This window comes from Thioclava sp. GXIMD2076 (assembly GCF_037949795.1).
Classification (GTDB): Bacteria; Pseudomonadota; Alphaproteobacteria; order Rhodobacterales; family Rhodobacteraceae; genus Thioclava; species Thioclava kandeliae.
Map to the genome: position 1 here is coordinate 337429 of NZ_CP149934.1, position 18505 is coordinate 355933.

Below are 18505 nucleotides of genomic sequence, written 5' to 3' on the forward strand. Positions count from 1 at the left end.
GACCTGTCATGTTTGCTGCACAGGACAGACGCATCATCAGCATGTGGTTTCCAAGACTGGCCACAGACCGCGTTTTACGCGGCTCTTCCGTCACGGGCCCCTTCGCACTTACGCTGCGCGTGGTCAATGCCGAGCGCCTCAGCTGCCTGAACGATGCGGCCGAGAAGGCAGGTCTGGCGCGCGGGATGAGTGCGGCCGATGCCCGTGCCTTCTGCCCCGATCTCCTCACTGCCCCTGCCCGCCCCGATCTCGATGCCCGTTTCCTGTCGGGGCTGCGCCGATGGGCGTTGCGCTATTGTCCCTGGGTCGGGCGCGAGGGCGCGGATGGGCTGGTACTGGATGTGACGGGCTCCACGCATCTCTTTGGCGGCGAGGCGCAGATGCTGGAGGATATGCGCGCGCGCGCGCTCCGCACCGGTCTGACCTTGCGGTTGGGGGCCGGACATACCCGCGGCGCGGCATGGGCTTTTGCGCATTACGGGCAAGGACATATACAGGATCTGGCCGAGCTGCCGGTGGCCGCGCTGCGGATTGATCCGCAGACTGTCACCGCCCTCCAGCGGCTGGGGCTGCGCCAGATCGGCGATCTGCAGAGCGCGGCCCGCGCGCCTCTGGCGCGGCGTTTCGGGGTGGGGCTGATGGAACGGCTCGATCAGGCGATGGGCATCATGCCCGAACCGGTCACTCCCGAGGAGGAAGCCCCCAGCTTTGCCACCCGCATGAGCCTGCCCGAGCCGATCGGGCTCAGCGCCGATGTCATGGGCGGGGTCGAGCGGTTGCTGGTGCCGCTTTGCGACAAGCTCGCCCGCCATGAGAAAGGCGCGCGCCGATTGCTCCTGACGCTGCGCCGTGTCGATCAGGCGAGCCAGCAGGTCGAGTTGCGTCTGGCTGCCCCCATGCGCGATCCCGCCCGTATCCTGCCGCTTTTCGCGCGCGGGGTGGCGGAGGTCGATGCAGGGTTCGGCATCGATATGCTGCGCCTCGAAGCGGTGGGGATCGAACCTCTGGCCATGGTCCAGCTGGGCCATGCGCGCCATAATCCCGACCAGCTAGACGATCTGGTAACCCGTCTGGGCACACGGATCGGGCTGGAGAACATCCAGCGCTTCCTACCCGCCGAAAGCCATATCCCCGAACGCGCCTTCACCCTTGCGGCCGCCGCCTTCAGCACGCCCGATCCGGCATGGAGCGCGCCCCGCCCGCGCCCCGTGCAGATTTTCCCGCCCGAGCCGGTCACCGGCACCATGGGAGAGGAGACCCCGCGCCCGCCCGCCCGTTTCCGCTGGCGGCGCATGGGCTTCGAGACCGGTCGCACCACCGGCCCCGAACGCATCGCCCCCGAATGGTGGCTGCCCGATGAGGGCCGCCATGCGGGGCTGCGCGATTACTGGCAGGTGGACACGCGCGAGGGCCGCAGGCTCTGGCTGTTCTATACGCCGCAAAATCCCGCATGGTTCGTCCAGGGAGAATTCGCATGAGCTATGCCGAACTCTGTGTCACCTCCAATTTCACCTTCCTCACCGGTGCCTCGCATCCCGAGGAGCTGATGCTGCGCGCGACCGAGCTGGGGCTCGAGGCGATTGCCCTCACCGACCGCAACTCTCTGGCGGGTGTGGTGCGGGCCTATTCGGCGCTCAAGGCGCTGCGCGAGGAGATGACGCAAAGCCTGCGGGTGCGATCCTCTTCGCAGGTCGATACCTGTTCGCGCCAGGAGATGGGCCAGCCCAAGGATCTGCCGGTGCCGCCCGCGCCCAGACTACCGCGGCTCATCGTGGGGGCGCGGCTGGTGCTGCGCGATGATCCGGTCGAATGGGTGGCGCTGCCCACCGATCTGGCCGCCTATCAGCGGCTCTCGCGGCTCCTCAGCCTTGGTAAAAGGCGCGCGGGAAAGGGCGAGTGCCATCTGGAGCTGGCCGATCTGCTGGAGCACTGCGAGGGGGTGATCCTCATCGCCCTGCCCCCCGCCGATCCTGCACTGGCCGCCCGCCCCTTGGGCCGGATGCAGCGCCGCTATCCGGGCTATGTGTTTACCGGCGCAGCGCCGCGTTATGACGGCTCGGATCAGGCGTGGTTCGATGCCTGCGCGGCCCTCGCGCTACGGGCCTCGGCGCCGATGGTGGCGGTGGGCGATGTGCTCATGCACCGCGCCCATCGCCGCCAGCTGGCCGATGTGCTGACCTGCCTGCGCGAGGGGATGAAGATCGACGATATCGGCACACGCGCCCTGCCCAATGCCGAACGCCGCCTGAAAGGCGCGCCCGATATGGCGCGGCTCTATCACCGCCATCCGGCAGCGCTTAAACGCAGTCTCGAAATCGCGGCGCGCTGCAGCTTCTGCCTGAGCGAGCTGAGCTACCAATATCCGCTCGAGGAGACCGGCGAGGAAACACCCCAGACCCGCCTCGAACGGCTGGCGCAGGAGGGGCTGGCGCGGCGCTATCCGCGCGGGGCAACGGCGCGGGTCTACGGGCTGATGGCCAAGGAGCTGGAACTGGTGGGCGATCTGGGCTACGCGCCCTATTTCCTGACCGTTTATGATATCGTGACCGAGGCACGCAGCCGTGGCATCCTGTGTCAGGGGCGGGGCTCTGCGGCCAATTCGATCCTGTGCTACCTTCTCGGCATCACCGATGTCTCTCCCGATATGATCGGCATGGTCTTCGAGCGGTTCATCTCGCGCCATCGGGGCGAGCCGCCCGATATCGATGTCGATTTCGAGCATGAACGGCGCGAGGAGGTGATCCAGTGGATCTACCAGCGCTACGGGCGCGAGCGGGCGGGGCTCTGCGCCACCGTCATCCATTTCCGCACCCGCGCCGCCATCCGCGAGGTGGGCAAGGTGATGGGGCTGAGCGAGGATGTCACGGCGCGGCTTTCGGGCGATATCTGGGGGATGTCGAATGCCGGAACCGACCTTGACCGCGTGCGCGAGCTGGGCCTCGACCCGAGCGATCATCGCCTCGCGCTGACATTGCGGCTCATTGGCGAGATCATCGGTTTTCCGCGCCATCTGAGCCAGCATGTGGGCGGCTTCATCATCACCCAAGGGCGGCTCGATGACCTCTGCCCGATCGAGAATGCCGCGATGGAGGGGCGCACCTGTATCGAATGGGACAAGGACGATATCGACGCGCTCGGCATTCTCAAGGTGGATGTGCTGTCTTTGGGCATGCTGACCTGTCTGCGCAAGAGTTTCGATCTGCTGGAGGAGCACGAAGGCATCCGGCATAGCCTCGACAGCGTTCCGCAGGACGACGGACCAACCTATGCGATGCTCCAGCGCGCCGATGCGGTGGGGGTGTTTCAGGTGGAAAGCCGCGCACAGATGAACTTCCTGCCGCGGATGAAGCCGAAGGAGTTCTACGATCTGGTGATCGAGGTGGCCATCGTGCGGCCCGGCCCCATCCAGGGCGGCATGGTCAAACCCTATATACGCCGCCGTCAGGGGCTGGAGGCGCCAGAGCCCTTCGGTCCCGAGCTGGAGGCCGTGACCCGCAAGACGCTGGGCGTGCCGCTCTTTCAGGAACAGGCCATGCAGATCGCAGTGATCGGGGCGGGCTATACGGCAGAAGAGGCCGACAAGCTGCGCCGCTCGCTGGCCTCGTTCCGGCGGATGGGCACGATCGGCGAGCATCGCGATCGTTTCGTCCGCGGAATGAAGGCGCGCGGCTATAGCGACGCGGTGGCCGAGGCCTGTTTCGCCCAGATCGAAGGCTTTGCCGATTACGGTTTTCCCGAAAGCCATGCGGCGGCCTTTGCCATGCTGACCTATGTCTCCTCGTGGTTCAAATGCACCTATCCCGCGATCTTCACCTGTGCGCTTCTCAATTCGCAGCCGATGGGGTTCTATGCGCCCGCCCAGCTCGTGCGCGATCTGCGCGAGCACGGGGTGGAGGTGCGGCCCATCTGTGTGAACCATTCCGCTTGGGACAACCGGCTGGAACGCCGTGCCGATGGGACGCTGGCCCTACGGCTCGGGTTCCGCCAGATCAAGGGCTTCCGCGCCGAGGATGCGGACTGGATCACGGGGGCACGCGGCAATGGCTATCCCGACCCCGAGAGCCTGTGGCTCAGGGCGGGCATCGCGCCCGCGGTGCTGGAACGGCTGGCCGAGGCCGATGCCTTCGGCGCGATGGGGCTGACACGGCGTGATGCGCTCTGGGCGGTGAAGGCGATCCGGGCGCCCGCGCCTTTGCCGCTGTTTTCGGACCCGCTTGATGGCGAAGGGCTGCGCGAGCCTGTGGTCACGCTCCCCAATATGCATCTGGGCGAGGAGGTGGTGGAGGATTATGTCGCCATGCGGCTGACCTTGCGCGCCCATCCGATGGAGCTGTTGCGCCCCTCCCTGCCCGAGACCCTGCCCCATGACCGGCTGACGGACGCGCCCTTGCGTCTGACCAAGATCTGCGGCCTCGTGATCACCCGCCAGCGCCCCGGCACCGCCTCTGGCGTGGTGTTCCTCACGCTTGAGGACGAGACGGGGGTGGCCAATGTGGTGGTCTGGCCCAAGGTCTATCAACAGTTCCGCCGCGCCGTAATGGGAGGGCGCCTGTTGCGCGTGACCGGCAAACTGCAACGCGAGGGGATCGTCACCCATCTGATCGCTGCACGGATCGAGGATCTGTCGCACAGGCTCTCGGATCTGGGCCATCCGCTGGAGGATGTGATCGGCCAGACCCAGCCACAGGCCGATGACGCGCCCCGCCCCCGCCCGTCCCAGCCTCGTGGTTCGGCCCGCCACCCGCGCGAGCAGGCCAAACGGCTCTTTCCCAGCCGCGATTTCCATTAAGGTGCCACGATGGCGGGCCATGCACCAGATGCAAGGCGGCTCTGCAAAGAATCGGGCTTTCTGCAACGCGGCACATTGGGTAGTTTAACTCCAACGCAGCCAAGCGCTGCCCAGAATTTCGAAGGCTCTCTCCTCCTCCCTGAGCCTTGGAAACAGGCGGCGATCTCCTCCTCCTCCCTGAGATCGCCGCCGCTCTAACCTCCTCTTGCTTTAATCGATCCTCACGAAATCGCATAATCGGGTTGTTTCGGGCTCTGGATTATTGCCAGTCCGGCAAATCAGGTTGTATGGACTGCAAGGCCCGCCCTTCCCTATCTGCCAGAGACCTGTTCCGCCCATGACCACATCGCCTCCTCCGCATGAAGCCGGCTTCAACAAAGCCGAATGGCCGTTCTACTGGATCACACAGACGTCCTCGCGCTACATGCAGGTGATGGAGGCACGGCTGAAGGCCGAAGGGATGGACATCGCCTACTGGCGGGTGCTGATGTCGCTTTACGAGGACAAGGCACTGTCGATCTCGGAAATCTCGACCCATTGTATCATCAAGGCCAATACGGCGACGAAAATCATCCAGCGGATGACGGCACAGGGGCTGGTGATGACCGGACCGCGGGCCAGCGATGGCCGTGTCACCGAAGTGACCTTGACCGATGCGGGCAACGAGATGCGGATGCGCGCACGCAAGATCGCCGACGAGATCTTCGCCCATGCCTTCACGGGGTTTTCCCGTGAGGAACAGCTGGTGATGAACCTGCTTCTCGAGAAGGTCTTCGTCAATCTCGGCGAGCTGACCGCTTAGGCGCGGCCCGCATCGCTATGGATACGGCGCGTGGCCTGCCATGCGCTGCGCACCAGATCCTCGGTCAGATCGGAGGCCGCATCGCCATTCCCCGCACGGATCGCGGCGATCATCGCGGCATTGGCCTCGATCATCCGCTCCAGCATACCCGCATCGCGGATATAGGCACCATAGCGGTAACGTAGCGCCGAGGTATCGAGCTGACGCAAAAGCCGCGCCAGAACCGGATTGCCGCAGGTCTCGTGCAGCATCATGGTCAGGCGGACATTGGCCTCGAATCCCTCGCTCAGATCCTGCGCCACCAATGCGGTGCGCATCTCGCCAAGACAGGTCTCGAGACGCAACGCGATGGCCTCGTGATCGGGATGTTCGGCCAGAAGCCGTGCACAGCTGCCCTCGAGCGGGATCCGGCACAGGGTGATATCATCGAGCGCCTTGAGCGACATGGGCGTCACGCTGGTCCCCAGCCGGGGCTTGCGTTCGACCAGCCCGCGCCCTTCGAGGATCTGGAATGCCTCACGCAGAGGCGAACGCGAGATCCCGAACCGCTCGCATATCTCGATCTCGCGCAGCTTCTCGCCGGGGCGGAACGCCTCACGGACGATAGCCGCTTCCAGCCGGTCTGCAATCTCCGCTCCGATCGAGCGCAGCTTCAACGGCCCGCCTATCTCGTCCATCACACCTCTCCGCGTCCCATCATCCGGCAATCATCCAAGATGTTCTTGCTGCGTCATTTCCGGCCAAACAGCAAGTCCGTCACGACGACAAGGGCGAGAGAGACGATGATCGATACTGTGGAAACGGCGGCGGCCTCGGGCGTGAAGTTGAAACGCAGGTAATCATAGAGCTGGATCGGGAGAGGAGCAGAGCCCGTGCCCTTGAGCATATAGGAGATGCCGAAAGTATCGAAACTGATGATGAAGGCAAAGACCGCCCCCGTCGCAAGACCCGGCGCGATCAATGGCAGGGTGATGCGGCGGAAGGCTACCATGCGGGTAGCCCCCAGGGTGCGCGCGGCCAGCTCGCAGGCATCATCGCGCCCCTGTAGCACCGTCACCACATTGAGGAAGATGAAGGGCAGCGTCATCAGCACATGGCCCGTGAAGAGCGCGATCTTGTGCTCGGTCCCCACCCCGATCTCGAAGAAGAAGAACAAAAGCGCGATCGCCGTCAGGATCTCGGGCAGGATCAGCGGCAGGAGCATCAGGATACGCCAGCCCTCGCGCGCAGGCCCTGCATGGCGCACCACATAAAGCGCGGCCATCGTGCCGATCACCATCGACACCGCCGTGGCCGAGCCCGCCAGAATGCTCGAATAGAGGATCGCGTCGATGAAGACCTTATTGCCCAGGAAGGTCCAGAACCAGCGCAGGGACAGGCCCTGCGGCGGGAAGGTCAGGAAGTTTCCGGCATTGAGCGAGGCCAGCACAACGATGACGATGGGCGCAAGCAAAAAGGCATAGACGCCGAAGCGCAATAGACCCAGGAGAGGAGAGGCAAGCCGCATGGTCATTTCCACTTCATTCGCGTCAGGCGCGAGAAGATCAGCACGATAATCCCCGCCGAGACCGCCAGCACCAGTGCCATCGCCGCACCAAACGGCCATTGATACTGGTCAAGAAGCGCATCCACCACGAGGATGGTTGTTGTCTTCACCCGCATCCCACCGATCAGCGCGGGCGTCACATAGGACGAGACCGCCAGCACGAAGACCAGAATACAGCCCGACTGGATGCCGGGCATCGACATCGGCAGCGTCACGCGACGAAAGACGGTGAAGCGCTTCGCCCCCAGCGAACGCGCCGCCTGCGCCACCGAATGGTCCATCTGGGACAGCGTCGACAGAAGCGGCAGCACCATGAAGGGCAAGAACACATGCGCCAGCGCAAGGATTACGCCGAAATCATTATACATCAGTGGAATAGGCCGCGAAATCAGTCCCCAGTCACGCAAAACCGTATTGATGACACCGGCATTGCCCAGAAGGATCGTCCAGCCATAGCTGCGCACCACGATCCCCACCAGAAGCGGCGACAGCACCAGCCCGTAGAGAAGCCCCCGCCAGCGCCGCGAGGCCAGCGCGATATGCAGCGCCACCGGATAGGCCAGCACGAGACACAGGAAGGTGGTGAGCGCCCCCATCCACAGCGTCTGCGGCAGACTGTCGAGATAATAGGGCTGAGAGAAGAAGGACCGGTAGGCCGTCAGGCCAAAGCCCTCGCCATAAGGCGTCTGGCCCTCGCCCGGCAGCCGGAAGCTCATCACCAGCACCGAGATATAGGGCAGCATGATGAAGCCGAAGACCAGAATGGCCGCCGGCAGGATCAACAGCGTGGAGCGCGTGCGCGAGATCGTCATGCGTCCGCTCCGAGCGGCCAGAGCCGTGCCGGATCGAGGCTGAGCCCCACGCGTTCGCCCTCATTCGCGCGATAGGTCGTGGGCGAGATCACCGCCATCGGCCCGAGATCGGTCTCGATGACATATTCCAGATGCCCGCCGCTGAAGGCACAGGAGATCACCTGCCCCACCAGATCGCCCTCCTCGGGCGCGCAAATGCCGATCTGCTCGGGTCGCGCCATCAGACGCAGGCTGGCCCCTGCGGGCAGATGCGCCCCCACCAGCGGCAGGTTGCGTCCCTGCGGCAGATCCACCCCCTCGCCATCTGCCGAGACCGGCAGCGACAGGATATTGGCATTGCCGACAAACCGCGCGATGGCCTCGGTCTGCGGGCGGTCATAGACCTCTTCGGGGCTGCCCTTCTGGGCAATCTCACCATTGAACATCACGACCACGCGGTCGGACATGGTCATCGCCTCGTTCTGGTCATGGGTGACATAGATCGTGGTGATGCCCACACGGCGCTGCAGGTCGCGGATAAAGCCGCGCATCTCGTCACGCAATGCGGCATCGAGATTGGCCAGAGGCTCGTCCAGCAGCAAGATCGCAGGCTCGATCACCAGAGCCCGTGCCAGCGCCACACGCTGCTGCTGGCCGCCCGACAGCGCCTTGGGATAGCGCTCGGCATAGGGGGTGAGCTGCACCATATCGAGGGCGCGCGCGACACGGCGCGTGATCTCGGATTTGGCGATCTTGCGCATCTGCAACCCGAAGGCCAGATTCTGCGCGACCGTCATATGCGGGAAAAGCGCATAGGACTGGAACACCATGCCGATATCGCGTTCCTCGGGCAACTTGCGCGAGATATCACGCCCGTCGAACAGGATCTGCCCGCCGGTGATATCCTCGAACCCCGCGATGCAGCGAAGCGTGGTGGATTTACCGCATCCCGAGGGGCCCAGAAGAGAGACAAACTCGCCATCGCCGATCTCGAGCGAAACGGATTTGAGGGCGGGTGTCTTGCCATAGGTCTTCACAAGAGACTGGAGCGTTACCTGGGTCATCTGTTACCGGGGTCGGAAAAGAAAAAGCCTGCCCCAACGGGGTAAACCCGAAGGGACAGGAGAGGGGAAGGGGTCAGGCGCCGAAGATCTCGTTCCAGCGGCGCGCAATTTCTTCGGATCTGGAGTTCATCAACTCCCAGTCCCATTCGATAAACTGGTCCATGGCCGCCCCGAAGACAGGCACATCCTTTTGCAGGTCTTCCGGTACTTCAACGGTCTTGTTGACTGGCGAGACGAAGAATTCGCGCATCAACAGATCCTGACCGATAGGACCCAAAACGAAATCGAGATATTTATAGGCCTCTTCACGGGCAGGCGTATTGGCGCAGATACTGAAGGTCTGGTCCCACATCATCAGGCCCTCGTCGGGGATGATGCAATCGACCGGCAGCCCCTGCTCGCGCAGCCGCGCGATCTCGCCGAAATCGAACGGCGCGACGGCAATCTCGCCGGTAGCCATGGCCGTGCTCATGTTGAAATCTGTCTGGTAGACAGGACCCAACTCTTTCAGCTTGGCAAAGCCGGTTTCCAGATCGTCGATGCCCGAACCATAGATCTTGGACGCCAGCATCAGAAACATCTTACCCGCGGAGTTGACGATATTGTAAAGACCGAGGCGGCCTTTCAGCTCCTCGTTCTCCCACAGATCCTTCCACGAGGTCGGCGGGGCCGAAATCATATCGGTGCGGTAACCGATCCCGATAGGCGAGATCAGACCGACCGCGCCATAACCGTCGGAGGCCTTGGTCGCGACCGGATAGAGGTTCTGGTAGTTCGGCAGCAACGACTGGTCGAGCTTCTCGAAGAACCCCTCCTTGCGCAGCACCTGCGCATAGATCTCGTTGAACATCAGGCAGCCATAGGGCGGATCTTCCTTGCCAGCGGCCCGCATATTGGCGGTATAGACCCGGCCAAGCCCGATATCGAGCTTGGGGGTGATCCCGGTCTCCTTGGTGAAACCGGGGATCAGCGTATCACGCCAGAACTTCTCCCAGGAGCCACCATAGGTGGTGATCACCAACTCGTTGGTGGCCGCGTAGACGGCCGGAATATTGAGCACGGAGGCCCCGCCCAAGGCAACGAGCGCCGTGAGCAATTTGCGACGATTCAGATCAGTCATGGTCATGTCCCTATTGGTGCCTTGGTGGGTGCCGGATCTTGCCGCCCGGATCGCCTCAGGAGGCTTTTTTGCGGTAGTCGTAATTCTTGTTCAGACGTTCAAGCAAATAATCGCCATAGAGCACCGGCTCCATCTGCGCGGTCTCGCCTGCCTCGAGCATCGCCTCGGGGCATTCCACCAGCGCGCGCATCGACGGATCGTAGAAGAAGGGCTGCGAATAGCGGTCCTTGCGCGAGAGGTTACGCACGCGGTGGGGCGTGGACACAAACCGCCCATTCGACCATTTGGACAGGATGTCGCCAACATTCATGACAAAAGTGCCCTCGATCGGCGGCGCGGGGATCCAGTCGCCACGCTTGTTGCGCACCTCGAGCCCGCCGACATTATCCTGCTTGAGAAGCGTGATGAAGCCGTAATCGGTATGCGGAGCGGAGCCGAAGAGCTCTTCCTCATCGGGCTGTTCGGGATAATGCAGCAGGCGCAGGAACAGCGTCGGAGTGTCGAAATACTTCGCGAACCAGTCGCGCTCGAGGCCAAGCGCCTCGGCCAGCGCCTCGGCGATCCGCTCACCCAACCCCGTCATCTCGCGCATATAGGCCAGCGCGGTCTCCTCGACTTCCGGCAGGGAAGCGGGGAACTGGTTCGGGCCATGCATCGGCTCGCCTGCATAGGACGCATCCTCGGGCACATCATGCATTACCATGAGGCTCTCGGAACGGTTCGGCTTGGTGACCTTGGCCACCGAGGAGGTCACGATAGTCGAGGACGACATCGGCATATAGCCACGGTGGAACTCGTTGATCTTGAGCGCCATTTTCTCCTCCATCGGAAGATCATGGAAGGCCATGTTCATCTGGCGCATTTTCTCGACCAGATCCTCGGACACGCCATGGCCGGACAGATAGGCAAAGCCCGACGTCTCCAGAGCCGATTTGAGCGCCGCAACCGTCTCGGCGCGCGCCTCGGGGGTGGCACTCGCAGCCAAGGCGCTCAGATCCACGATCGGAATATTGTCGAATTCGCCCTTCATACTTTCCTCCAGTATTTTCTGTATACAGTATTCGAGACTTGATCTTTTGATGGAAGTGGTTTGCGATGGCATATCGCAATTTTCGGTATACCAATCCGGATATGCCCAAAGATGCATCACATTTATACCATCAATGCCGGAGTTCCGGTCACAAGGAGTATTCCATGGCGCTTCCCGTCATCATCGACACCGATCCGGGCCAAGACGACGCCTTTGCAATCCTGCTCGCTCTCGCGGTGCCCGAGCTGGACGTTCTGGGCCTGACGACGGTGGCCGGAAATATGGGGCTCGAGCAGACCACCGATAATGCGCGCCGTATTGTCGAATTGGCTGGCCTGCCCAAAACACCGGTCCATGCGGGCTCCGCCCGCCCGCTGATCCGCAAGCCGCGTCCCGTGCCCGAGATCCACGGCGAGACGGGGATTGACGGCTGGGACTGGGCCGAGGCCCGCTTCCCCCCCGCCAAAACCCATGCGGTGGATTTCATAATCGAAACCATCCTCGCGCATCCGCAAAAGGTGCAGATGATCTGCCTCGGCCCGCAGACCAATCTGGCGCTGGCCATCCGTCGCGCCCCCGAGATCTTGCAGAACATGGCAGGGATCAGCTTCATGGGGGGCGGCTTCTTCGAGGGCGGCAATATGACCCCTGCCGCCGAATACAACATCCTCGTCGACCCCGAGGCCGTGCGGATCGTGCTCTCCTCGGCGGGGGAGGCCGGAGTGCCGGTCACCGCCGTGCCGCTGGACTGCACCCATGCCTGCGCCGCACCTCTGGGCTGGTCCACGACCCTGCGTGAGACGGGCACGGAGGTCATGCAGGCCTGTGCCGGCATGATGGAATTCTTCGAACAATACGGGAACAAGAAATACGGCACAAAGACGCGGCCGCTGCATGATGCGGTGGCGATTGCCGCCACGATCTGGCCCGATCTGTTCCCCGGCAAGCTCTGCCCCGTCGATGTGGAATGCGCAGGCGAGCTGACCACCGGTATGACCGTCGTCGACTGGCTGCGCCAGACGGGCCGGCCCGATAACTGCCTGTGGCTCAATGGCTGCCATGATGCGGCGGAGGTCTATGCCCGTATGGCGGCGGCTCTTGCCACCCTTCCGGGCAACGTGCCCGCCTGAACGCAAAGGCCCTCCCCAAGGTGGGGAGGGCCAACACCCGATGGGCCTCGGGCGTATAACTCAGGCGAATTGCGGACAGTCACGCTTCATCTTGCGCACCATCGCGTCAAACAGCAGCGTCGCGAAGGACGAATTATCCTTCAACCGCTGTGCATCCTCGGCACATTTGCGTTTGATCCCTTCGGGCAGGGTGCTGTCCGGCCCCGGAATACCGGCGGTCGCGCATTGGATCTCGGCGGCACGCTGGACCGTCCACAACAGGAAGAAGGTCAGCGGAATATCGGCCTCGCAGACTGCGATCCCGTGATTGCGCAGAACGAGCACATGTTTGTCGCCCAGCGAGGCCAGCATCCGCTCGCGCTCGGTATCGTAGATCGTGATCCCCTCGAACTCGTGATAGGCCACGCGCCCATAAAGCTGCGCCCCGTTGAAATTGTCATGCGAGATCGGGGCCATCTTGCCCACGATGGCCGAGATCGGCGTGGTATGGGTATGGGCCACACAGCCCACATCGGGGCGATGCTCGTGGATCACACCATGCAGGGCGAAACCGGCGGGGTTGGGCTTATAGGGGCTCTCGCGTTTCAGCTTGCCATCCACGCCCACCACCAGCAGGTTCTCGGGCGTAACCTCGTCGTAATGCAGCCCCATCGGGTTCACCAGATAGGCATGCTCATCGCCCGGCAGACGCACCGAGATATGGTTGAAGATCAGCTCGGTCCAGCCCATGTAGCTGACAAGATGGTAGAAATCGGCAAGCTGCACGCGCAGCTCCGCTTCGGTCATTTCGGCAAGCGGCTTATGGATCGGGGTCAGGTCGTTCATGTCAGATCCTTTCCAGAGAAATGGTGTTCATGAGGGAATGTCGGGCGATCTGCGCCTCGGAGCCCGAGAGCGGCAAAGTGCAGTGGGTGTCGAGTGCGGCGAGAATGGCGGCGAGCGCGGGGTTCGGATGGCCTGCCGCCTCCGCCATCGCCATGGGCGCCCGGGCAATGGCATCCAGCTCGAGGGCGCGGCCCGCTCGGGCATCCTGCAGCATCGAGGTCGGGAAATCTCCGGCATCCACAATGAGGTCGATCAGCCAGTGGTTATCGGGTAGATCATAGCCCAAGCCCCGCGCCCATGCGCGGAACGGATCGGCCACGGCCGAAGCCAGCGCCGCGAGTTCGGGGGTCTGGCCGATAGTTGCCAGATGGTCTCCCAACAGCGCCGAGAGCGGGTTGGTGGTAATATTGGCCAGAAGCTTCACCAACACCTTCTGCCGGATGGTGGGCGTCACATCGGTGCGAATGCCCCCCGCCTCCAGCACACGGGCCAGCCGCGCGATCGCGGGGCGGTCATGCGCCCCCATCGCGGGTCCGAGCGACAGCGTCGGCGTATTGGAAGACAGCGCCTCGCCCGCCTCCATCCGCACGGTCATCAGGAGCACCGCCCCCAGCACCTGCTGCGGATCGAGATGGCGGGCCAGTATCGCCTCGGGATCGACGAAGGGCACCTCGGCCCCGCCCGCAAAAAACCAGAAGGGCAGACCATTGACCATCGGGATAACGAGCGTGTCCGGCCCGATCCCAGCGATGTTCTCGGCCACCGCCTGCGGCAGGGCTTGCGCCTTCACACAGAAGAACACGGCATCCTGCACCTGCTCCAGCGCCTGTTTCGCCTGCGGGCGGGCGCGGTGCCATGTGCCACGGTCACATAGCGCCACCCCTTGGGCGCGAATCTGCTCGAGCCGAAGCCCGCGTGCCGTAACCGTGACCTCGGCGCCGGAGCCTCCCAGAAGGGCGGCCATCGCCGTGCCGATATTGCCGGCCCCGATCACCGCGATTTTCATCCTGCTTTCCATGGTGCCCCCTCAGGTCAGGATCAGAACAAGCGTCGGGAAAATGGTCAGGATCGCGACCCGCACCACATCCATCGCCACAAACGGCCCGAGCCCGCGGAAGATCGTGCCCAACCGCACATCCGGCACCACCGAGCGCAGCACGAATGCGTTCATGCCCACGGGCGGCGTGATATAGCTGATCTCGGTGACCATCACGACGAAGATCCCGAACCAGATCAGGTCGATCCCCTGTGCCGCGACAATCGGATAGAAGACCGGCACCGTCAGCATGATCATCGACAGGCTTTCCAGCACACATCCCAGCACCAGATAGATGCACAGGATCACCAGAATGGTCACGATCGGCGTGGTGCCGAACAGGCCGAGGAAGCTCTGGATATCAGTCGTCATGCCCGACATGTTGACGTAATTGGTGAAGGTCAGCGCGCCGAACAGGATGAAGAACATCATCGCGGTGGTTTTCATCGTATCATAGAGCACATTGACGAGCCCCGCCCATGTGAAGCGCCCCGAGAGCACCACCAACAAAAGAGCACCAGCCGCCCCCATGCCCGCGGACTCGGTGGGGGTGAAAACGCCCAGATAAATGCCCCCCATCACGAAGACGAAGAGGACCAGCGCGCCTGCCGTGCCCTTGAGCGCGCGGATCCGCTCGCCCAGCGGCAGCTTTTCCTCGACCGGCAGATCGATGCCTTTGAGCGCGATGGTGATGCGCACGGCGATGGCGTAGCCGATGATCCCTAGAATACCCGGGATCAGCCCCGCAAGAAACAGCTTGCCGATATCCTGCTGGGTCATGATGCCATAGAAAACCAGTATGACCGAAGGCGGGATCAGGATGCCCAGTGTGCCGCCTGCCGCGATGGAGGCCGTCGAGAGTTGGTCGGGATAGCCGAAGCGCCGCATGGAAGGCAGCGCGATCCGCGTCATGGTGGCGGCGGTGGCCATGGACGAGCCGCAGACCGAGGAGAACGCGCCACAGGCCACCACGGTCGCCGTGGCCAGCCCGCCCTTGCGGTGGCGCAGCCATGCATAGGCCGCGTAATAAAGCTCTGTCGCGATCCCCGATTGCACCACGAAATTGCCCATCATCAGGAACAGCGGCAGCACCGAGAGCGAGTAATCACGCCCATTGTCGAAAAACGCCGAACCCATAAGCGAGAGCGCAGGCGTCCAGCCGATGATCGAGGCAACGCCCACGACCCCCACACCTGCCAGCGCAAAGGCGATCGGCACGCCACAGAGCAAAAGCCCCATCACCACCGCCATACCAATTGGCCAATATTCCATACTCTATCCCTTCGTGGCGCGCGTGATCAGCGCCTGAAATGGCACATAAACCGCCATGATCATCCCCACAGCGGTGCAAATGGCGCAGAAATAGCCCAGCGGGGCGATGGGGAGCAACAGGTTGGTCGTGGCGCCGCCATAGCCCGCGATCTGGTCCGCATAGACCCAGATCCGCCATGTCACGACCCCCAACACCACCGCCGAGAAAATCCCGCAGGCCATGCGCCGCCATGGCTGCCATCGGTCGGGCATCGCGTCGGTGACCAGATCGACCGTCACATGCTCGTTGCGCAATGCCACCGCCGGCAGGCCGAGGAAGATTGTGGCGCACAGCAGAAGCTCGGTGAGCTCTGCCGCCCCCTTGAGCGGCGCGTTGAACAGATAGCGGCCCACCACATCGACCACCGTCAGTCCCATCATCGCCATCAGCAGGATACCGCCAAGGACCGCCAGAACGGTATGGGCGGAGGGGAGCCCTGCCCCCTCCCCCGCCTGTTCGCCACTGTCCCGAAGGCTCAGATCGGCCGGTTTCATTGCGCGGCCTTCATCTCGGCCGAGACCGTCTCGATCTGGGCCTTCATCTCGTCATAGGCGGCCTGACCATCGACGCCCGTGCTCGAGACTTCGGCGATCTTGGCATCGATGATCGGCTGCAGCGCCTCATGCCACGCGGCCATCTGCTCTTTGGTGGCGGGCGTCACATCGATCTTGCCCTTCATCGCCTCGATGCCCTGCGCATCGGCACGGTCCCACATCTTGCCCGCCATACGCGCAAGCGCCTCGCCGGTCACGCTATCGATCTCCTTCTGCTGCTCGGAGGTCAGGCTCTCCCATTTCTTCTCGTTCATCACGACATAGAAGGAGGTGTTATACAGCCCGCCCGGCACGGAGATGCCTTCCGAGAGCTGCGGGATCAGCTTGAAGAAGTTGACCGATTCATAGGGGAAGAAGATCCCGTCGGCCACGCCCTGGCTCAGCAGCTCGTAGGATTTCGAGGACGGCCCTTCCACCGAGACCGCGCCCAGCTTGTTGGCCACCTCGTTGATGATGCCGCCGCCCACGCGCATCTTCTGGCCTTTCAGGACATCGGTTGCGCCCGCATCGCCCTCTTTCAGGAAGATCTCGCCCGGACCATGGGTAAAGACACCCAGCACATGCACGCCCTTATATTCGCCCGCAGCCTCCAGCTTGTCCTTGAACACGCGCCAATAGGCGACCGAATTGGCCTCGGCGCTATCGCCCAGGAAGGGCAGTTCGGCGATATTGGTGGTCTTGAACCGCCCCGCATTATAGCCCTGCACCCCGAAGGTGATATCGGCCACCCCATTGACCGCAAAGTCGAAATGCGCGGCAGGCGGCCCGAGCGGCGCAGGCAGGATATTGGCCGTCACCTCGCCATTGGTCGCTTTGGCGATCTCTTCGGTCAGCGGTTTGATCACCTCCGATACCAGCGGATGCGCGGGCGGTAGCCAGTTGGCCACGGTCAGCACGGTATTGGCCTGTGCGATGGCGGTGCCCGCCAGCAGAAGGCCCAGTGAAGTCAGTCCAAGTCGCATATTCATGTCGCGTTTCCCTGTGAAAAGTGGATGGCTTTGCCCCTCTTGGGCGGAGGCTTGCAGAATTATACGCGGCCCTCAGGAGGCCATCGCCAGCTGGTGGAAGTCGCGGTTGCACCAGACGAGCGTCTCGCAGGGGCCTTCAGCCAGCGCGATATCGCGGATCTCGCAGAAGAAGACCGAATGTGTGCCCACTTCCTGCCGCGCGCTGATCACGCAATCAAAGGCGGCAACCGCATCACCCAAGACCGGCGCTCCGGTGGCATGGGTGGACCAGAGCGTGCCCTCGAAGCGGTCCTCGAGCCCTGATCTGGCAAACCGTCCCGACAGATCGCGATGCTGCCCGCCCAGCACGTTCACACAAAGCGTGCCGTTCTGGACAAACATGTCATGGCTGCGGTTCGAGCGGTTGACGCAGACCAGAAGCGTGGGCGGCGTGTCGGTGACCGAGCAGACGGCCGAGGCCGTCATCCCGTGGCGGCCCGCCGGACCATCAGTGGTCAGCACGGTGACCGACGCCCCCAGACGCGACATGCCTTCGCGGAAAAGATCCTTGAGTTCCATGATGATCCCTCAGATGTCCAGCACGATACGTTTGCCACAGGCACGCGAGCAGCAGGCACAGATCTGGTCGCCCTCCTCGCGCTCCTCTTCGGTCAGGAACTGGTCGCGGTGATCGATCTCGCCCGCGATGACATCGGTGACACAGGTGCCGCAGATGCCCTCTTCGCATTTCACCTCGATCTTGATCCCTCCGCGGGCCAGCGCCTTGACGATGGTATCCTCGGGGCCGACCGTCACGGTGATACCGGAGGCCGCACATTCGACCTCGAAGCTGTCGCCCGTCACATCCACATCCGCCGAGAAATATTCGCGGTGGATGTTGGCGGGGGCGTAGCCCGCAGCCTCGGCACCCTTGATCACCCACTCCATGAAACCCTGCGGGCCGCAGACATAGATATGGGTGCCCACGGCCGCTTCGGGCAGATCACGCGCCAGATCAACCGGGCCCGCACCTGCGCCATCATCATGATGTAGAACGATTTTCTCGGCAAACGGGAAGCTCTTGATCTGATCGAGAAACGCGGTGCGATCTTGCGATCGCGTCGCGTAATGCAGGATGAAATCGGCCCCCTTGGCAGAGAGCTCCCACGCCATGGCCAGCATCGGAGTGATCCCGATCCCGCCTCCGAAGAGCACCGAGAACGATGCCTCGGCCAGCGGGAAATGGTTGCGCGGGCCTTCCACATGCACGCTTGCACCGGTTTTCAGCGTGTCATGCAAGGCCACCGAGCCGCCCCGCGAAGCCGGATCGCGCAGGATGCCAAGACGGTAGGCAGAGCGGTCCGAGGGATCGCCCGCCAGCGAATATTGCCGCCAGACGGGGCCTTCTGCGGTCTCCACCAGAAGGTCGATATGGGCGCCTGCGGTGAAGGCGGGCAGATCGCCCGCGCCGCGCAGCGTGAGCTGCATGATATCGCCCCGATCATCTAGGCGCTCGGCCACGGTCAGAACGAGGGCGTTAGACTGCATGTCCTTCATTG

The 18505-nt window shown here is 63.2% G+C and carries 17 protein-coding genes; 4 read left to right on the top strand and 13 right to left on the bottom strand.

Going from position 1 to position 18505, the window contains the following annotated elements; all coding sequences use genetic code 11:
• Nucleotides 1-8: 8 nt before the first annotated feature.
• From WDB91_RS18580 to WDB91_RS18590, 3 genes are all read left to right on the top strand, one after another.
• Nucleotides 9-1478 carry a DNA polymerase Y family protein gene (locus WDB91_RS18580; RefSeq protein ID WP_339115155.1) on the top strand — a complete coding sequence of 490 codons (1470 nt, stop codon included), beginning with the start codon at nt 9-11 and terminating at the stop codon, nt 1476-1478.
• Nucleotides 1475-4789, top strand: a complete 3315-nt coding sequence (locus WDB91_RS18585; protein ID WP_339115156.1) for an error-prone DNA polymerase — start codon at nt 1475-1477, stop codon at nt 4787-4789. The genes WDB91_RS18580 and WDB91_RS18585 overlap by 4 nt, the downstream gene beginning before the upstream one ends.
• Before the next feature lie 337 nt (nt 4790-5126).
• Complete coding sequence (locus WDB91_RS18590; protein WP_339115157.1) at nt 5127-5591, top strand: MarR family winged helix-turn-helix transcriptional regulator; 465 nt, start codon at nt 5127-5129, stop codon at nt 5589-5591.
• Here the strand turns inward: WDB91_RS18590 and WDB91_RS18595 are convergent.
• The 6 genes from WDB91_RS18595 to WDB91_RS18620 all read right to left on the bottom strand — a co-directional run bounded on the left by WDB91_RS18595 (nt 5588) and on the right by WDB91_RS18620 (nt 11142).
• Nucleotides 5588-6268, bottom strand: a complete 681-nt coding sequence (locus tag WDB91_RS18595; RefSeq protein ID WP_339115158.1) for a GntR family transcriptional regulator — start codon at nt 6266-6268, stop codon at nt 5588-5590. The two genes, WDB91_RS18590 and WDB91_RS18595, sit on opposite strands and share 4 nt — an antisense overlap.
• 53 nt (nt 6269-6321) lie before the next feature.
• Complete coding sequence (locus WDB91_RS18600) at nt 6322-7104, bottom strand: ABC transporter permease (RefSeq protein ID WP_339115159.1); 783 nt, start codon at nt 7102-7104, stop codon at nt 6322-6324.
• Complete coding sequence (locus WDB91_RS18605) at nt 7101-7949, bottom strand: ABC transporter permease (protein WP_339115160.1); 849 nt, start codon at nt 7947-7949, stop codon at nt 7101-7103. Before WDB91_RS18605 ends, WDB91_RS18600 begins: the two co-directional genes overlap by 4 nt.
• Entirely contained in the window at nt 7946-8992 is a 1047-nt protein-coding gene (locus tag WDB91_RS18610; RefSeq protein WP_339115161.1) for an ABC transporter ATP-binding protein, read from the bottom strand. The genes WDB91_RS18605 and WDB91_RS18610 overlap by 4 nt, the downstream gene beginning before the upstream one ends.
• A 73-nt stretch (nt 8993-9065) precedes the next feature.
• The gene (locus WDB91_RS18615) at nt 9066-10112 is read right to left on the bottom strand and encodes an ABC transporter substrate-binding protein (protein WP_339115162.1); all 1047 of its coding nucleotides are present in this window, start codon (nt 10110-10112) and stop codon (nt 9066-9068) included.
• 55 nt (nt 10113-10167) lie between these two features.
• On the bottom strand, nt 10168-11142 hold the full coding sequence (locus WDB91_RS18620; protein ID WP_339115163.1) for a 2-oxoglutarate and iron-dependent oxygenase domain-containing protein: 975 nt from the start codon (nt 11140-11142) through the stop codon (nt 10168-10170).
• A gap of 164 nt (nt 11143-11306) precedes the next feature.
• On the opposite strand from WDB91_RS18620, the gene WDB91_RS18625 reads away from it, so the two are divergent.
• Entirely contained in the window at nt 11307-12272 is a 966-nt protein-coding gene (locus WDB91_RS18625; protein WP_339115164.1) for a nucleoside hydrolase, read from the top strand.
• A gap of 60 nt (nt 12273-12332) precedes the next feature.
• Here WDB91_RS18625 and WDB91_RS18630 read toward each other — a convergent pair whose 3' ends face one another.
• From WDB91_RS18630 to WDB91_RS18660, 7 genes are all read right to left on the bottom strand, one after another.
• The gene (locus WDB91_RS18630) at nt 12333-13097 is read right to left on the bottom strand and encodes a class II aldolase/adducin family protein (RefSeq protein ID WP_339115165.1); all 765 of its coding nucleotides are present in this window, start codon (nt 13095-13097) and stop codon (nt 12333-12335) included.
• Nucleotide 13098: 1 nt separating this feature from the next.
• Nucleotides 13099-14115, bottom strand: coding sequence for a ketopantoate reductase C-terminal domain-containing protein (locus WDB91_RS18635; protein WP_339115166.1), 1017 nt, complete (start codon nt 14113-14115; stop codon nt 13099-13101).
• 9 nt (nt 14116-14124) lie between these two features.
• Nucleotides 14125-15405: a TRAP transporter large permease gene (locus WDB91_RS18640; protein ID WP_339115167.1), complete on the bottom strand. Its 1281-nt coding sequence runs from the start codon at nt 15403-15405 to the stop codon at nt 14125-14127.
• Nucleotides 15406-15408: 3 nt separating this feature from the next.
• Nucleotides 15409-15939 (bottom strand): TRAP transporter small permease, encoded by a 531-nt coding sequence (locus WDB91_RS18645; RefSeq protein WP_339115168.1) that lies wholly within the window; start codon nt 15937-15939, stop codon nt 15409-15411.
• Nucleotides 15936-16967 carry a TRAP transporter substrate-binding protein gene (locus WDB91_RS18650; RefSeq protein WP_339115169.1) on the bottom strand — a complete coding sequence of 344 codons (1032 nt, stop codon included), beginning with the start codon at nt 16965-16967 and terminating at the stop codon, nt 15936-15938. The genes WDB91_RS18645 and WDB91_RS18650 overlap by 4 nt, the downstream gene beginning before the upstream one ends.
• Before the next feature lie 72 nt (nt 16968-17039).
• Entirely contained in the window at nt 17040-17525 is a 486-nt protein-coding gene (locus tag WDB91_RS18655) for a flavin reductase (RefSeq protein ID WP_339115170.1), read from the bottom strand.
• 9 nt (nt 17526-17534) lie between these two features.
• Entirely contained in the window at nt 17535-18494 is a 960-nt protein-coding gene (locus WDB91_RS18660; protein ID WP_339115171.1) for a PDR/VanB family oxidoreductase, read from the bottom strand.
• Between the last annotated feature and the right edge of the window lie 11 nt (nt 18495-18505).

Coding starts and splice junctions, on each gene's coding strand:
- WDB91_RS18620 (WP_339115163.1), bottom strand. CDS start 11,142: ATGAAGGGCGAATTCGACAATATTCCGATCGTGGATCTGAGCGCCTTG.
- WDB91_RS18640 (WP_339115167.1), bottom strand. CDS start 15,405: ATGGAATATTGGCCAATTGGTATGGCGGTGGTGATGGGGCTTTTGCTC.
- WDB91_RS18585 (WP_339115156.1), top strand. CDS start 1,475: ATGAGCTATGCCGAACTCTGTGTCACCTCCAATTTCACCTTCCTCACC.
- WDB91_RS18630 (WP_339115165.1), bottom strand. CDS start 13,097: ATGAACGACCTGACCCCGATCCATAAGCCGCTTGCCGAAATGACCGAA.
- WDB91_RS18655 (WP_339115170.1), bottom strand. CDS start 17,525: ATGGAACTCAAGGATCTTTTCCGCGAAGGCATGTCGCGTCTGGGGGCG.
- WDB91_RS18660 (WP_339115171.1), bottom strand. CDS start 18,494: ATGCAGTCTAACGCCCTCGTTCTGACCGTGGCCGAGCGCCTAGATGAT.
- WDB91_RS18625 (WP_339115164.1), top strand. CDS start 11,307: ATGGCGCTTCCCGTCATCATCGACACCGATCCGGGCCAAGACGACGCC.
- WDB91_RS18645 (WP_339115168.1), bottom strand. CDS start 15,939: ATGAAACCGGCCGATCTGAGCCTTCGGGACAGTGGCGAACAGGCGGGG.
- WDB91_RS18605 (WP_339115160.1), bottom strand. CDS start 7,949: ATGACGATCTCGCGCACGCGCTCCACGCTGTTGATCCTGCCGGCGGCC.
- WDB91_RS18590 (WP_339115157.1), top strand. CDS start 5,127: ATGACCACATCGCCTCCTCCGCATGAAGCCGGCTTCAACAAAGCCGAA.
- WDB91_RS18595 (WP_339115158.1), bottom strand. CDS start 6,268: ATGGACGAGATAGGCGGGCCGTTGAAGCTGCGCTCGATCGGAGCGGAG.
- WDB91_RS18650 (WP_339115169.1), bottom strand. CDS start 16,967: ATGAATATGCGACTTGGACTGACTTCACTGGGCCTTCTGCTGGCGGGC.
- WDB91_RS18610 (WP_339115161.1), bottom strand. CDS start 8,992: ATGACCCAGGTAACGCTCCAGTCTCTTGTGAAGACCTATGGCAAGACA.
- WDB91_RS18635 (WP_339115166.1), bottom strand. CDS start 14,115: ATGGAAAGCAGGATGAAAATCGCGGTGATCGGGGCCGGCAATATCGGC.
- WDB91_RS18600 (WP_339115159.1), bottom strand. CDS start 7,104: ATGACCATGCGGCTTGCCTCTCCTCTCCTGGGTCTATTGCGCTTCGGC.
- WDB91_RS18615 (WP_339115162.1), bottom strand. CDS start 10,112: ATGACTGATCTGAATCGTCGCAAATTGCTCACGGCGCTCGTTGCCTTG.
- WDB91_RS18580 (WP_339115155.1), top strand. CDS start 9: ATGTTTGCTGCACAGGACAGACGCATCATCAGCATGTGGTTTCCAAGA.